This window comes from Streptomyces radicis (assembly GCF_003626575.1).
Taxonomy (GTDB): domain Bacteria; phylum Actinomycetota; class Actinomycetes; order Streptomycetales; family Streptomycetaceae; genus Streptomyces; species Streptomyces radicis.
The window spans coordinates 398,139-413,066 of record NZ_RBDY01000003.1 but is presented as its reverse complement, the minus strand read 5'-3'; the positions used below and the strand labels follow the sequence as shown (position 1 = coordinate 413,066).

The window sequence follows — 14,928 nt, the reverse complement described above, 5'->3', positions numbered from 1 at the left end:
CTTCGAAGACGATGAGCGAGACACACAGGTACGACGCCGCCCTGGCAGCGGACATCGAGGCGCGCTGGCAGGACTACTGGGAGCGGCACGGCACGTACGAGACGCCCAACCCCACCGGGGACCTGGCGGACGACAGCGGGCGGGCGGCCAGGCCCAAGAAGTTCATCATGGACATGTTCCCCTACCCCTCGGGGGCGGGGCTGCACGTGGGCCACCCGCTCGGCTACATCGCCACCGACGTCTACGCCCGCTTCCAGCGCATGAGCGGGCACAACGTCCTGCACACCCTGGGCTTCGACGCGTTCGGCCTGCCCGCCGAGCAGTACGCCGTGCAGACCGGCACCCACCCCCGCGTCTCCACCGAGGCGAACATCAGGACCTACCGCACCCAGCTGCGGCGCCTGGGCCTGGGATACGACACGCGGCGCTCGTTCGCCACCATCGACCCCGACTACTACCGCTGGACGCAGTGGATCTTCCTGCGCGTCTTCAACGCGTGGTACGACGAGGAGGCGGGCCTGGCCCGGCCGATCGACGAGCTGGTCGAGCTGTTCGCGTCGGGCGAGCGGCCCACCCCCGACGGGCGCGCGTGGGCCGAGCTGTCGCCCGCCGAGCGCGCCGACGTGCTGAGCGCCCACCGCCTGGCGTACGCCGCCGACGCCCCGGTCAACTGGTGCCCGGGCCTCGGCACCGTCCTGGCGAACGAGGAGGTGACCGCGGAAGGCCGCTCCGAGCGCGGGAACTTTCCGGTGTTCAAGGCCCGCCTGCGCCAGTGGAACATGCGGATCACCGCCTACGCCGACCGCCTGATCGACGACCTGGACACCGTCGACTGGCCCGAGGCCATCAAGATCCAGCAGCGGAACTGGATCGGTCGCTCCCATGGTGCCAGGGTCGACTTCCCCGTCGCCGACGACGCCTCGGTGACCGTCTTCACCACGAGGCAGGACACGCTGTTCGGCGCCACCTATCTGGTGCTGGCGCCCGAGCACCCGCTGGTCGAGGAGGTCGTCCCCGCCGCCTGGCCCGAGGGCACGCCGGGGGAGTGGACCGGCGGGCACGCCACGCCCGCCGAGGCGGTCGCGGCCTACCGCAAGCAGGCCGCCGCCAAGTCGGACGTCGAGCGCCAGGCCGAGGCCAAGGAGAAGACCGGCGTCTTCACCGGCGTCCACGCGACCAACCCCGTCAACGGCGAGCGGATCCCCGTCTTCATCGCCGACTACGTCCTGCTCGGGTACGGCACCGGCGCGATCATGGCCGTCCCCGCGCACGACAGCCGCGACTTCGCGTTCGCCCGCGCCTTCGGGCTGCCCATGCGCTGCGTGGTCGAGCCCACCGACGGGCGCGGCACCGACCCGGCCACCTGGGACGGGTCGTTCACCTCGGGTGAAGCACACCTGATCAACTCCTCGGCCCCCGGCGTCTCGTTGGACGGGCTCGGCGTGGCCGAGGCCAAGGAGCGGATCAACGCCTGGCTGGGCGAGCGCGGCGCGGGCGAGGGCACGGTCACCTACCGGCTGCGGGACTGGCTGTTCAGCCGCCAGCGGTACTGGGGCGAGCCGTTCCCCATCGTCTACGACGAGGACGGCGTGGCGCACGCGCTGCCCGACACGATGCTGCCGCTCGAGCTGCCCGAGGTCGACGACTACTCCCCGCGGACGTTCGACCCCGAGGACGCGGACACCCAGCCCGAGACACCCCTGTCGCGCAACCACGACTGGGTCCATGTCGAGCTCGACCTGGGCGACGGGCCGCGGAAGTACCGCCGCGAGACCAACACCATGCCCAACTGGGCGGGTTCGTGCTGGTACCAGCTGCGCTACCTGGACCCGTTCAACGACCGCGCGCTGGTCGACCCCGAGATCGAGCGGTACTGGATGGGCCCCCGCGAGGGCATGAGCACCGGCGGCGTCGACCTGTACGTCGGCGGCGCCGAGCACGCCGTGCTGCACCTGCTGTACGCCCGCTTCTGGCAGAAGGTGCTGTTCGACCTGGGGCATGTCTCCTCGGCCGAGCCGTACCACAAGCTGTTCAACCAGGGCATGATCCAGGCGTATGTCTACCGCGACAGCCGCGGCTTCCCCGTGCCCGCCGCCGAGGTCGAGGAGGTCGGCGACGGCTGGGTCCACCGGGGCGAGCCGGTGCGGCGCGAGCTGGGCAAGATCGGCAAGTCGTTGAAGAATGTCGTCTCACCCGACGAGGTGTTCGCCTCCTACGGCGCGGACACCCTGCGGCTCTACGAGATGGCGATGGGCCCGCTTGACGTCTCGAGGCCGTGGGAGACCCGCGCGGTCGTCGGCCAGTTCCGGCTGCTGCAACGGCTGTGGCGCAACGTCCTGGACGAGACGACCGGCGAGGTCTCGGTCGTCGACGACGCCCCTGACGACGCGACGCTGCGCGCGATGCACAAGGCGATCCACGGCGTGGCCCAAGACCTGGAACAGCTGCGGTTCAACACGGCGATCGCCAAGATCACCGAGCTGAACAACCACGTCACCAAGATCGACCGGGTGCCCAGGGCGGCCGCTGAGACGCTGGTGCGGCTGATCGCCCCGCTGGCGCCGCACATCGCCGAGGAGCTGTGGAGCAGGCTGGGCCACGAGGGGAGCGTGGTGCACACCTCCTTCCCCGTCGCCGACCCGGCGTATGTCACGGACGAGACGGTGACCTGTGTGGTGCAGGTCAAGGGCAAGGTCAGGGCCCGTCTCGACGTGGCACCCGACATCTCCGACACGGAGTTGGAGGAGCTGGCGCTTGCCGCCCCCGGGGTCGTCGAGGCGCTGGGCGGTGCCGCGATCAGGAAGGTGATCGTGCGGGCGCCGAAGCTGGTGAACGTCGTTCCTGGCTGACATCCGGGCCCGACTCGGGCCCGGATGGCTCTACTCTGGAGATTTATGGAGATAGCTATCGCGCTCGCCGTGCTGTCCCTGCTGTTCTTCACGGTGTTCGTGCTCGCGGTCGCCCGCGGCGTGCGCGCCACCCGGCGCGGGATCGACCGCGCCAAGCGGGAGGTGCGCCGCGCGGTGACCGACGCGAGTCTCACCGCGCGCTCGGCCCAGCCGGGCCTGATCGGCGATGTGGCGCGCACGCGCAGGGAGTTGCGCGCCAGCCTCGACAGCACGCGCGGCACGCTCGCGTCGGGCGCCGAACGTGACCCCGCGCTCGGCGAGGCGCTCGCCCTCCTCGACCAGCTGGCGGGCCACGCCGATCGCCTCGACGGCGAGCTCGCGTCGCTGATGACCGGCGAGCCCGACCGGGCCAGGATCGCGGGTCGGCTGCCCGACCTGCGGGTGCGCGCCGACCGGATCAAGGCGTCGGCGGACTCGCTGCGCATGGCGGCCCAGGATCGCGCCCGGCACGACAACGTCGAAGGGCTCGACGCGCTCCAGGACCAGATCGCCATCGAGGCCAAGGCCCTGCGGCACTGGTCGCCGTCCGAGCCGCCGCCCCGCGGGGGCCACTCCCTGCCTCCTCGGGAGCGGCCGAGGAAGGCCGTGGAGGACGCGGACTGATCGGTGCGGGGCTCAAGTAGTCTCCGTCCCATGCCCCGGTCCCGCTCCGTCGCCATCGTCACCGACTCCACGGCCTATCTGCCGGGGGAGGCGGTTGAACGGCATCGGATCATCGTCGTTCCGCTGACGGTGGTGCTCGGCGGGACGGCGTTCGAGGACGGCACGGACGAGGCGGCGCGGGAGTTGACGACCGCGCTCCAGCAGCGGCGGCCCGTGACGACGTCACGCCCTGGGCCCGCGACGTTCGCGGCGGCCTACCTGGCGGCGGCCGAGGCGGGCGCCGACGGCATCGTGTCGCTCCACCTGTCGTCCGAGATCTCGGGAACGTACGACGCGGCCGTCGTGGCGGCGCGCGAGGCGCCCGTGCCCGTGCGCGTGGTGGACAGCGCGATGATCGCGATGGCGCTCGGCTTCAGCGTGGTGGCCGCCGCCGAGGCGGTCGCGGCGGGCGGCACCCCCGATGACGCGGTGGCCGCTGCGGTGAAACGGGCCGGGTCAACGCGCGCGTATTTCTATGTCGACACCCTGGAACACCTGCGGCGCGGCGGCCGGATCGGCCCCGCCCAGGCGCTGCTCGGCTCGGCGCTCGCCGTCAAGCCGCTGCTCGAGCTGCGCGAGGGGCGGATCGAGCCGCTGGAGCGGGTGCGCACCGCGTCGCGGGCGATCGCCCGCCTCGAGGCGCTCGCGGTGGAGCACGCGGGCGCTGGCCCCGTCGATGTGGCGGTGCACCATCTGGCCTCGGAGGAACGCGCCACACAGCTCGGGGAGCGGCTGCGGGGGCGCCTGCCCGGGCTGGTGAACCTGCATGTGAGCGAGGTGGGCGCGGTGATCGGCGCGCACACGGGGCCAGGGCTGCTCGGCGCGGTGGTGGCGCCGCGCTGAGGAGGGCGGGCGGCGTGGGGGTCGCTCGTGTGGGGGACGGGGTTTTCCACAGGGCGGTGGTTGTCCACAGATCTCGGCGGGGGCCGTTCGGGGGGTGTTCGTGCGCCTACCTTCGGGGTCATGGAGATCATCCGAGGACGTGAGCGTGGGATCGGTGCCGGGCCGGGGCGTGGACCGGCGGGGCGGAGGGACGGCGGCCCAGGGCGGCATCGCGCGGCGGGGCGGCGGCCGGTGCGCGAGGCCGTGGCGCGGGGGCGGGCCGCCGCGCTGTTCACCGGCGAACGGTCGGGTGCGCAAGGGGAGTTGACGGTCGTGGCGGGGACGAGGGCGCGTCCCATGACCCCGCCGCCCGAGGCGCCGCCTCCCGTGCCGCCGACCGAGTCACCACCCGAGACGGCGGCCGAGGCTGCGGCCGCTGAGGAGGCGCCGCGGCTCCCGTGGTGGGCGCGGGCACGGCTCGCGGTGGGCGAGCGCTGCGGGATCGAGCCCAGGGCGCTGGTGGCCCTCGCGGTGGTGCTGGTCGTGGCGTTGGGCTTCGCCGCGCACCACGTCTGGACCGGGCGGCCCCGCGCGGCGGCCGTCGCCGAGCGCGTCCCGGCAGCCGAGTCGGACCGGTCGACCGAGGAGGGCGGCCCTTCGGCGGCGCCCGAGGACGCGGAAGACTCGGCCGGTTCGGCTGGCTCGGGGGGCGAGGTGGTGATCGACGTGGCGGGCGATGTCGTCGAGCCCGGGCTGTACACGCTGCCCGCCGGGTCGCGCGTGGCCGACGCCATCGAGGCGGCGGGCGGCAGCGAGCCGGGCGCCCCGACCGAGGGACTGAACCGTGCCAGGCCCCTGGTGGACGGCGAGCAGATCGTGGTCGGCGGGGAGCCGACGGCGCCCGGTGCCGCGGCGGGCCCGCCGGGGGCCGAGGGCGGCCCGATCAGCCTGAACTCCGCGACGGCCGAGCAGTTCGAGACCCTTCCCGGCATCGGGCCCGTGCTGGCCGGGCGCATTGTCACCCACCGGGAGACGCACGGCCCGTTCACCGCCGTCGAAGAGTTGGGCGACGTCACCGGCATCGGCGAGCGGCGGCTGGCGGATCTGAGGGACCGTGTCACCCTCTGAGCCGCCGGGCGGCGGCTCACGCCATCCCGTCCACGTCGCCTCAGGGCACCGGCTCGGCGATCCGGCGCCCCGCCAGGACGGGCCGGTCGACCTGCGGCTGCTTGCCCCGGCGGGGGCCGCATGGGCGGCGGCGGCCCTGGCCCTCGGCGCGCCCCCGAGGGTCGCCGCGCTCGGCTCCTTCGGCTGCTGCGCCGCGGCGGGCGCGCTGCTCTGCGGGGCGGCCCTGCCCGCCGCCCGGCGCGGCGCCGGGCCGCTGCTCGTGGCCGTGGCGCTCGCGCTGCTGTCCGCGGCCGCCGGCTCGGCGGTGGCGGGGCTGCATCGGGCCGCGGTCTCCGCGGGGCCGCTCGACGAGCTGGCGGGGCGGCGGGTCACCGTCGAGGTGACGCTGACCGGCGATCCCCGGCAGGCGCGGGAGCGGCCGGGCGCCCCCGCGGGCGCGCCCAGGCCGGTGCTCGTGGCGGCCGAGGCGACCCGCGTCCTGACCCCGGGCGGCGGCGCGCGGCGGGTGGAGTCGCCGGTCCTGCTGGTCACCCGGACCGAAAGGACCGACGAGTGGCTGCGGTTGCTGCCCTCGACCCGGCTGAGGGTGGCGGCCCGCGCCGAGCGGCCGATGCCGGGGCGGGCATGGGAGCTGACGGCGGTGCTCGTCGTCCCTGACGCCGGGTCGCCGGAGGTGACGGGCGGGCCGGGGGCGCACCAGCGGTTCGCGGGGCGGCTGAGGGCCGGGCTGCGGGAGGCCGCCGATGGCGTGCCGGGCGACGCGGGCGCGCTGCTCCCCGCGCTGGTCATCGGCGACGACTCGGGCATCACCCCCGATCTCGACGCGGCCGTCGAGGCCACCGGGCTCACCCATCTCGTGGTGGTCAGCGGGAGCCAGGTGGCCATCGTGCTGGCGCTGTTGATCGGCAGCCCTGGCACCGCGGCGCGCGCCGAGCGCGGCGGGCTGGCCGCGCGCCTCGGCATACCGCTGCGCGTCACCGCCGTGGTCGGCGGTGGGCTGCTGCTCGCCTTCGTGCTGGTGTGCCGCCCCGAGCCCAGCGTGCTGCGCGCGGCGGTGTGCGGCGGGATCGCGCTGCTGGCCCTGGCCACCGGGCGGCGCCGCGCGCTGCTGTCGACGCTGGCCGGGGCGGTGCTGCTGCTGATCCTGTTCGACCCGGGGCTGGCCCGCTCGTTCGGCTTCCTGCTCTCGGTGCTCGCCACCGGCGCGCTACTGACCGTGGCGCCGCGGTGGAGCGAGGCGCTGCGGGCGCGCGGGATGCCGGGCCGGGTGAGCGAGGCGCTGGCCGCCGCGGCCGCGGCGCACATGGTGTGCGCGCCGGTGATCACGGTGTTCGCCGAGGGCACCAGCCTGGTGGCCATCCCGTGCAACCTCCTGGCGGCTCCGGCCGTCGCGCCCGCCGTGGTGCTGGGATGGCTCGCCCTGGCGACCGCCCCGGTGGCGATGCCGGTGGCGGAGGCGTTCGCCTGGTGCGCGGGGTGGCCCGCCCGGTGGATCGCGGCCGTGGCCAGGACCGGCGCCGGGCTGCCGGGCGCCGAGCTCGCCTGGCCCGGCGGCTGGTCGGGCGCGGCGCTGCTGGCCGGGGTGACCCCGGGGGTGCTCGTGCTCGCGCGGCGCGTGCCCCGCCGCCCCTGGCTCGCCGCGGTCTGCGCGCTGCTCGTGCTGCTCGCGCTGCTGCGCCCGCCCCCGTTGACCCGGCTGCTGACGGGCTGGCCACCGCCGGGGTGGCGGCTGGTGGCGTGCGAGGTCGGGCAGGGCGACGCCCTGGTGCTGGCGGCGGGAGGGGGCTCGGCCCTGGTGGTGGACGCGGGGCCCGAGCCCGCGGCCGTGGACCGGTGCCTGCGGGAGCTTGGCGTGCGCCATGTGCCGCTCGTGGTGCTGAGCCACTTCCACGCCGACCATGTCGGCGGTCTCGCCGGGGTGTTGAGGGGCCGCACGGTGGGGGCCGTCCAGACCTCCCCGGTGCGCGATCCCCCGGAGGGCGCGGCGCTGGTCGACCGGGTGGCGCGGGAGGCGGGGGTCCCGGTGGTGCCTGCGGCGCCGGGCGAGCGGGGCCGGGTCGGGGAGGCGCTGAGCTGGCGGGTGCTGTGGCCGCCCGCCGACGCGGCGAGCGCGGGCCTCGGGGCCAACGACGGGAGCGTCACCCTGCTGGTGCGCGCCGGGCCGCTGACCGTGCTGCTGCCAGGGGACCTCGAGCCGGCCGCCCAGGAGCGGCTGCTGGCGGAGAGCCAGGACCTCGGCGAGGTGGACGTGGTGAAGGTCGCCCACCATGGCTCGGCCGGTCAGCACCCGCCGCTCATCGAGCGGCTCAGCCCCGAGCTGGCGCTGATCTCCTGCGGCCCGGAGAACCGCTACGGCCACCCGGCGCCCCGCACGGTCGCCGCCCTGGAGTCGGCAGGGGCGACGGTGCTGCGGACCGACACCCAGGGGGCCCTTGCCGTGACCGCTGAGCGGGACGGGCCGCGCGGGATCTTCCGGGGGGTGAGGAGCATGGACCGCTGACCGCTGACCGCTCCCGGCGCGGGCGCGGGGTCAGGGCGCCGTGTCGCCGCCGAGCAGGGCCACGGCCATCCGCTGGACGGAGCGGGTGAACCTGCGGGGGTCGTCGGGGGGCGTCAGCTCCCTGACCAGGTCGCCGTCGAACGCCGCGAGCACGGCGTGCGCCAGGAAGTCGGCCTCGGTGGCGGGGTGGTGGGCGGCGAAGAGGCCGCTGAGGTGGCGGTGCCAGAACAGATAGCTGGGGTCGCGGTACTTGTCGGCCGCGCAGGCCTGCTCATGGGCGGCGAGCAGGATCGCGTTGCCCTCGGCGACGGCGCCGAGGCCGTCCAGGAAGGCGAGCAGCCGCTCCCGCACCGGCGCGCCAGGACCCAGCGGGGGAGGACCCTCCGTCACCGCCAGGCGCAGCGAGGCGGAGCGCTCCTCGAGCAGCGCCTGGAGCAGCCCGGCCCTGCTGCCGAACCGACGGAAGACCGTGCCCTTGCCCACCCCGGCCAGGGCGGCCACCCGGTCGAGGGAGACCGGCGCGCCCCCGCCCTCCGCGAGGAGCCGCTCGGTCGCGCGCAGGACCGCCTCGCGGTTGCGGAGGGCGTCGGCCCGCTCGGTGCGCTCGGTCCGCGATGTGGTCATGCGGGGCGGCCTCCCTGCATCCGGACTGCTGGTCCGAACAGGGTAGCGCCGCCCCGGAGCGTGGCGCGCGTGGCGTTCGGCTCGTCAAGGGGAGCCGCGAGGGCAGCCGTCAGAGGTAGCCGAAGAGCCCGAGCCAGCGGCGCTGGTCGGTCGCCGCGTGGTCCAGGAGGACCCGGGGGTCGATCCGCACGACGCCGCCGCTGGCGAGGGTCGGAAGCGTCTGGCCGAGGACCTCGGGCGGGGTGAGGTCGTCCCGGGCCGGGAACTCTCCGATCTGGCGGAAGACGTCGCCGCCGCGCCTGGACAGGTTCCAGTCGACGAACAGCTCGGCGGCGGCCTCATGGCGCGCCGACGACGTCTTGCCGACGAAGTAGTCGTAGGCCGCCATGCCCTCGTCGGGGATCACGAAGTTCACCGGCGCGTTCTTGCTCGCGGCGATGTTGACGCTGCTGACGACGCCGGTCGCGACGGCGACCTCGCCCCTGGCCAGGGACTCGAGGGCGGCGGACGATGAGTCGAAGATGCGCGGCTCCTGGTCGGCGAGGGCGGGCAGGAAGTCCTCGCCGAGGGTCTCCTCCTGGAAGCGGTTGAGGGTGAGGGAGCTGCCGCCCGCGCCGATCTGGGTGATGCCGAGCTCGCCCCGCCACTCGGCCTCCGTCAGGTCCCACCAGGACGTCGGGGCGTCCTCCTCGTCGACCAGCACGGTGTTGTAGGCGAAGGTGTACAGGGGGTTGAACACGCGGTAGAACTCGCCGCCGTGGTAGCGGACGGTGTCGTCCAGCTGGTCGTAGTCGGGGACCTCGTGGGCCTCGAAGACCCCGGCGTCCCGCATGCGGGACGCGATGTCGTAGTCGGAGGTGCGCACCACGTCGGCGCCGAGCCGTCCCGCGCCCTGCTCGCTGAGGACGCGTTCGGCGAGCCGGTTGGGCACCAGGCGGACCAGCTCCACGTCGATGCCGGTGTCGTGCTCGAACGCCTTGATGACCTCCTTCTCCGAGTTCTCGACGTAGCCGCTGTACAGCGACAGCGAGCCCTCATCGGTGGCGGCGGCGAACAGCTCGGCGTCGGCGATGCGCTCGCCGTCCACCACGAGCCCGTCGCTCGTGTCGACGCTCGCCTGTTCCGCGTCCACCACATCGACCGAGGGCGGGGGCGCGCAGGCCGCGGCGAGCCCGAGGGCCGCGGCGGCGAGCGCCGCCGCCGTCACCCGTCCCCTTCTCGTCCGTCCCGCCTCTCCCGTCCGTGTCACGCGCGTCATCGTGATCCCTCCACGGTCTTGGCCCCCAGGGACTTGGCGAGGAGCGCGATCACGAGGATCACGCCGCAGTAGAGGAGGCTCACGCAGGCGGCGCCCTGCATCGCGCCGTTGTCGTAGTTGTCGAAGATGAGGATGGAGAGCAGCCGGGTGTCGGAGGTGAACAGGAAGAGCGCGGCGGACAGTTCCCGCATGCAGAGCATCAGGAGCAGCAGGAGGGTGGAGACCATGCCGACGCGCATCAGCGGCAGCGTCACATAGGACACGGCCTTGGCGCGGGGCGAGCCGAGGAGCACCGCGCTGTCCTCCAGGTCCCGGTCCACCTGGAGGATGGAGGCCGAGACGCCGCGGTACCCCTGTGGGAGGAAGACCGCGAGGAACGCGACGACCAGCACCGCCATCGTTCCGTAGACGGGGATGGGGGCCACGAGCCAGGTCCACAGCAGGCCGAGGCCGAGCACGATGGCGGGGACGGCGAGCGGCGACATCGCGACGAACTCCAGCACCCGGCGGCCCGGCGCGTTGGTGCGGTACACGGTGTAGCTGATGGCGAAGCTGATCGCCGTGCCGATGAGGCCGGCGAGGACGGCGGTCAGGACGCTGTTGCGGGCGGCCTGGAGCAAGTCCTCCGAGGTCAGCATCTCGCCGAGGCTGTAGAACGAGAGGGCGTCCGCGTCGGTGAGCTGCCCCAGGCTGGCGATGTAGGGGGAGTTCTGGAGGGCCGCGATCAGCAGGGCGGTCACGGGAAGCACCACCGCGAGGGCGAAGTAGACCATGGCGGCGGCGAACGCGGGCCAGCGCCAGCGCCCGAGCGGGATCAGCTTCGCCTTGACGCCCTTGCCGGTGACGGTGGTGAACTTGCGTCGCAGCACGGCCCGTTGCTGGATGGCGGTGACGACGAGGAGGACGGCGGTCAGCACGACGGCGACGGCGGCCGCCTCGTTGCCGCGGGAGGGCGAGGCGTTCATCAGGCGGTAGATGAAGCTGGGCAGGGTGTCCACCTGACCCGGGTTGCCGATGACCTGGGCGACCGGGAAGTTCTCCATGGTGAGGGCGAAGATCAGGATGCCCGAGCCCAGGATCGCGGGCATGGCCAGCGGGAAGGTGATCCGGCGCAGCGTGTGGCGGCGGGTGCCGCCGTGGACGAACGCCGCCTCCTCCAGGTCGGGGTTCATCAGCGACAGGGCGCTGTGCACGAGGAGGAAGGCGTAGGGGGCGTAGTAGAGGGCCAGGATCATGATCAGCCCGGGCCGCGAGTAGATGTCGAGGGTCATGTCGAGCCCGACGCCGTGCAGGAGCAGGTTGAGGAAGCCGGTGGCCGGGGAGCCGAGCAGCGACCAGGCCAGGGCGCCGACCAGCGACGGCAGGAACAGCGGGGCGATGCCGGTGAAGTAGAGGAGCCGTCTGGCGGGGGCGTCGGTCCGCGCCGCGAGGAACGCGAGGCCGCAGCCGATGGCGAGGGCGACGAGCGAGGCGGCGCCCGCGATGAACACCGAGTTCCCGAGGGCCCCCATGGCCTGGGAGGTGGAGAGGACCTCGAAGTTCTCCAGCGACAGGGCGTCCAGGCCGATCGACCCGGGGCGTGGGACCTCGGTGCTGAACGCGGCCAGCAGGATGAACAGCATCGGCACGATGACCAGCGTGGCGAGGCCGAGCAGCAGGACGCCGGTGGGCAGGGCGCGGCGCAGCCTGGCGATCGCGGCGGTCATGCGGGCACCTCCGCGGGCAGCACCTGGACGGCGGTGGGCTCGGCGGTGGCCCACACGGGGGTGCCGACGGGCAGCAGCGCGCTGCCGTGCCGCGGGACGAGGGCGTCGAGCTCGGGGCCGCCCTTGAGGCCGACGCGGTAGCGGACGTAGGAGCCCTGGAAGCTGACGACCTCGACCTTGCCGAGCCAGTTGTTGCCGCCCTCGGGCAGGGGCTCGGTCAGCAGGCGGATGTCCTCGGGGCGGATGCAGACGCGGGGCGTCGCCGGGTCGGCCGGGTCGGCGGCGCCGGATCCCTCGGCGGCCCCTTCGGGTCCCGTGGGCAGCGATCGGCTCAGGACCTCCACGTCATGGCCGGTGAGCCCGAGCACGGAGAGGTTCTCGCGGGAGGCGACCCGGGTGCAGGGGAAGATGTTGGAGACGCCGAGGAAGTCGGCGATGGACGCGGAGAACGGGGCGTCGTAGATCTTCTCCGGGCGGTCGATCTGCACGATCCTGCCGTTCTGCATCAACGCGATCCGGTCGGCGAGCGCGAGGGCCTCGGACTGGTCGTGGGTGACATAGACACAGGTCAGGCTCAGCCGCTGCTGGATCTCGCGCAGCTCGACGCGGAGCCGGTCGCGGAGCCTGGCGTCCAGGTTGGACAGGGGCTCGTCGAGCAGCAGCACGCTGGGCCGCATGACCAGGCTGCGCGCCAGCGCGACGCGCTGCATCTGGCCGCCGGAGAGCAGGCTGGCGCCGCGGTCGGCGAACTCGGTGAGGCCGACCAGGTCGAGGACGTCCCTCACGCGCTCGCGGATCTCGGCCTTGGGCAGCTTCTGCTGGCGCAGGGAGAAGGCCACGTTGTGGAAGATGGTGCGGTGCGGCCAGACGGCGTACGACTGGAAGACCATGCCGACGTTGCGCTTGTTCGGCGGGACGTCGACGCGCCTCTCGCTGTCGAAGACAACGGTGTCGCCGATCGTTATGCGCCCGCTCAGGGGCGTTTCGAGCCCGGCGACGCAGCGCATGGTCGAGGTCTTTCCGCACCCGGACTTCCCGAGCAGGACGAGCGACTCGCCGTCCGCGATGTCGACGCTGAGGTCCTTGATGGCGACCGCGTCGCCGTAGGCGAGCGTGATGTTTTCCAGTTGGACTTTCATGACAGCTCCTTTGCTGCCGGAAGGCGTGTGCGCCTCACACGCTTTCCCGGAGGAGGGCGGGGACCAGTAGTTCGGCAGTCGCCAGGCGCCGGGCGGCTCGGTGGAGCGTCACCGTGTCGATCGCGCCGGCGTGGTCGGTGGTGACTTCGGCCTCGACGATCCCCGCTGGGGTCCCCAGCCGGATCGTGGACGCCAGAGGCCGGTTTTCGGCCAACTTGGCCGGAAGAGTACCCGGCGTCATGGCGGCGGCGGCGACCGCGACCGCCGAGGTCAGGCCGATGACCGGGTGGGGGGCGTGCATCGACACCATGCGAACGGCCAGGTCGTAGGCGTCCGCGCGGACGGGGACGCCGAGCGAGGTGACGTAGTCGCCCGCCGGGGCGACGACGCCGACCTTGGGCACCGCGAAGGTGACCGGGTCGTCGGGGCCGACCAGGCCCATCCGCAGGGCGGCGGCCCGGCGCAGCAGGGCGAGCCTCGGCACCAGGGCGGCGAACTCCTCGACCGTCTCGAGACCGCTCGCCCCCACGGACGCGGCCTCGGCGAGCGCCGCGGGGGCGCCCGCGTCCACCAGGGTCGCGAGGGCGCCGTCCACGCGCTCGACGCTGTCGCCGGTCGGCAGCAGCGCGCCCGTGCTCGCCCCACCGGGGCTGGCGAACCCGAGGCCGACGGGCACGCCCTCGGCCGATGACCCCGGCACGGTCGCGCTCCCCAGCTCGGGCACCGTGCCGCCGGGTGTGGGCACGGTGGCGGAGAGCCTGACGCCGGTGTTCCGGTTGCGCAGCCGGACGGTGCTGACCGGGTCCCCCGGGGTGGCGAGGCCCGTCTGGAGGGCGTAGAGGCCGACCGCCGTGGCGCAGTTGCCGCAGTTGCTCCCCCACTCCACCCCGAACGTGCCGATGCCGACCTGGGCGAACAGGTAGTCCACGTCGGTGCCCGGCTCCCGCGATGGACCGACGATCACGGCCTTGGACGTGGTGGATGTGGCGCCGCCGACCCCGTCGATCTGGCGCGGATCGGCCGCGCCGAACGCGGAGGCGAGGACTTCGTCGAGGCGGTCGTCGGCCATGGACAGGTCGTCCGCGTCGAACACCCAGCACTTGCTGGTACCGCCACGCATCAGCGTCGCTGGCAATCGCACCACCTGGAAACCTCCCGCTGCCTGGGGTGAGCGACACGAGCATGCGCGCCGCGGGCGTTCAGTACAATCACGGAAATGTGGGGTGCCCTTTAGCAACGCTTAACTCTCAGGGGAGGAACGGCTCATGCAGATCGATGTCAGGCGCATGCTGCTGCTGGCCGAGGTCGCGGGGCACGGCTCGCTCACGGCCGCCGCGCAGGCCCTCGCGTTCACGCCCTCCGCGGTGTCGCAGCAAATCGCGAAGCTGGAGTCGGAGGTCGGTCAGCCGCTGCTGGAACGGCATGCGAGGGGCGTGCAGTTGACCCAGGCGGGAGAGGCCCTGGTGCGGCATGCGCGGCACATCGGGCGCCAGCTGGGCGCGGCCGGGGCCGAGCTGGAGGAGATCGCCGGGCTTCGCTCGGGCGAACTTCGCATCGGGTCCTTCCCCACGGCCGGCTCGTCGTTGCTGCCGCTGGTCGTCCACCGCTTCGGACAGGCGCACCCGGGCATCAGGCTCGCGGTCCGCAGCGCGATGCTCGACGGGCTGATCGCCATGCTGGAGAGCCGGGAGGTGCAGCTGGCCCTGCTGTGGGACTACGACTGGCGGCGCGTGGACCACCCGGCGCTCACGCTGACGCACCTGCTGGACGACCCGACCGCGCTGATCGTCTCGGAGGAGCACCCGCTGGCCGACCGGGCGTCGGTGGACATCGCCGAGCTGGCGGGCGAGAGCTGGATCACGCGCGCGGACGCCCACCCCGTCGCCGACGTCCTCGCCCGCTCGTGCCACGCGGCGGGATTCCGCCCGGCCATCGCGTTCCACGCCCATGACTACCAGGAGGCCCAGGCCATGGTCTCCATCGGCCTCGGGATCGCGCTGGCGCCGCGGCTCGCGCTGACGAACCTGCGCTCCGGCATCAGGGTCATCGCGCTCAAGCCCGAGGCGCCGACGCGGCGCATCCTGCTGGCCCGGCTCACGGAACGGCGCCCCACGCCGGCGGAGTTGGCGGCCGACGGCCTGTTCAGGGCGGCGTCGGCCCAGCTGGCGGGCCGGGCCCCTGGCTGAGGGGCCGTCCGGGG

11 protein-coding genes are annotated in these 14,928 nt (G+C 73.9%); 6 read left to right on the top strand and 5 right to left on the bottom strand.

Annotated features, from left to right (window positions below; genetic code table 11):
* The first annotated feature begins 11 nt into the window (after nt 1-11).
* The 5 genes from leuS to D7318_RS07450 all read left to right on the top strand — a co-directional run bounded on the left by leuS (nt 12) and on the right by D7318_RS07450 (nt 8,001).
* Nucleotides 12-2,849, top strand: coding sequence for a leucine--tRNA ligase (gene leuS / locus D7318_RS07470; RefSeq protein ID WP_120696056.1), 2,838 nt, complete (start codon nt 12-14; stop codon nt 2,847-2,849).
* A gap of 45 nt (nt 2,850-2,894) precedes the next feature.
* The gene (locus tag D7318_RS07465; protein WP_183091266.1) at nt 2,895-3,512 is read left to right on the top strand and encodes a hypothetical protein; all 618 of its coding nucleotides are present in this window, start codon (nt 2,895-2,897) and stop codon (nt 3,510-3,512) included.
* Between the two features lie 30 nt (nt 3,513-3,542).
* Nucleotides 3,543-4,394, top strand: coding sequence for a DegV family protein (locus D7318_RS07460; protein WP_120696055.1), 852 nt, complete (start codon nt 3,543-3,545; stop codon nt 4,392-4,394).
* Nucleotides 4,395-4,514: 120 nt separating this feature from the next.
* Entirely contained in the window at nt 4,515-5,501 is a 987-nt protein-coding gene (locus D7318_RS07455; RefSeq protein WP_230423476.1) for a ComEA family DNA-binding protein, read from the top strand.
* Nucleotides 5,488-8,001 (top strand): ComEC/Rec2 family competence protein, encoded by a 2,514-nt coding sequence (locus tag D7318_RS07450; RefSeq protein WP_120696054.1) that lies wholly within the window; start codon nt 5,488-5,490, stop codon nt 7,999-8,001. The genes D7318_RS07455 and D7318_RS07450 overlap by 14 nt, the downstream gene beginning before the upstream one ends.
* A 30-nt stretch (nt 8,002-8,031) precedes the next feature.
* On the opposite strand, the gene D7318_RS07445 is transcribed toward D7318_RS07450, so the two are convergent.
* The 5 genes from D7318_RS07445 to D7318_RS07425 all read right to left on the bottom strand — a co-directional run bounded on the left by D7318_RS07445 (nt 8,032) and on the right by D7318_RS07425 (nt 13,872).
* On the bottom strand, nt 8,032-8,625 hold the full coding sequence (locus D7318_RS07445) for a TetR/AcrR family transcriptional regulator (RefSeq protein ID WP_120696053.1): 594 nt from the start codon (nt 8,623-8,625) through the stop codon (nt 8,032-8,034).
* A 109-nt stretch (nt 8,626-8,734) separates the two neighbouring features.
* Nucleotides 8,735-9,832: an ABC transporter substrate-binding protein gene (locus tag D7318_RS07440; RefSeq protein WP_183091267.1), complete on the bottom strand. Its 1,098-nt coding sequence runs from the start codon at nt 9,830-9,832 to the stop codon at nt 8,735-8,737.
* Between the two features lie 47 nt (nt 9,833-9,879).
* Nucleotides 9,880-11,589, bottom strand: a complete 1,710-nt coding sequence (locus tag D7318_RS07435; protein ID WP_120696051.1) for an ABC transporter permease — start codon at nt 11,587-11,589, stop codon at nt 9,880-9,882.
* Entirely contained in the window at nt 11,586-12,728 is a 1,143-nt protein-coding gene (locus D7318_RS07430) for an ABC transporter ATP-binding protein (RefSeq protein WP_120696050.1), read from the bottom strand. The genes D7318_RS07435 and D7318_RS07430 overlap by 4 nt, the downstream gene beginning before the upstream one ends.
* A 34-nt stretch (nt 12,729-12,762) precedes the next feature.
* Nucleotides 12,763-13,872, bottom strand: coding sequence for a PrpF domain-containing protein (locus tag D7318_RS07425; protein WP_120696049.1), 1,110 nt, complete (start codon nt 13,870-13,872; stop codon nt 12,763-12,765).
* Nucleotides 13,873-13,993: 121 nt separating this feature from the next.
* On the opposite strand from D7318_RS07425, the gene D7318_RS07420 reads away from it, so the two are divergent.
* Nucleotides 13,994-14,914: a LysR family transcriptional regulator gene (locus D7318_RS07420; protein ID WP_120696048.1), complete on the top strand. Its 921-nt coding sequence runs from the start codon at nt 13,994-13,996 to the stop codon at nt 14,912-14,914.
* Nucleotides 14,915-14,928: the final 14 nt, after the last annotated feature.

Excerpts from the sequence above, each read along its gene's own strand:
- leuS (WP_120696056.1), top strand. The coding sequence starts at position 12 with ATGAGCGAGACACACAGGTACGACGCCGCCCTGGCAGCGGACATCGAG.
- D7318_RS07465 (WP_183091266.1), top strand. The coding sequence starts at position 2,895 with ATGGAGATAGCTATCGCGCTCGCCGTGCTGTCCCTGCTGTTCTTCACG.
- D7318_RS07460 (WP_120696055.1), top strand. The coding sequence starts at position 3,543 with ATGCCCCGGTCCCGCTCCGTCGCCATCGTCACCGACTCCACGGCCTAT.
- D7318_RS07455 (WP_230423476.1), top strand. The coding sequence starts at position 4,515 with ATGGAGATCATCCGAGGACGTGAGCGTGGGATCGGTGCCGGGCCGGGG.
- D7318_RS07445 (WP_120696053.1), bottom strand. The coding sequence starts at position 8,625 with ATGACCACATCGCGGACCGAGCGCACCGAGCGGGCCGACGCCCTCCGC.
- D7318_RS07435 (WP_120696051.1), bottom strand. The coding sequence starts at position 11,589 with ATGACCGCCGCGATCGCCAGGCTGCGCCGCGCCCTGCCCACCGGCGTC.
- D7318_RS07430 (WP_120696050.1), bottom strand. The coding sequence starts at position 12,728 with ATGAAAGTCCAACTGGAAAACATCACGCTCGCCTACGGCGACGCGGTC.
- D7318_RS07420 (WP_120696048.1), top strand. The coding sequence starts at position 13,994 with ATGCAGATCGATGTCAGGCGCATGCTGCTGCTGGCCGAGGTCGCGGGG.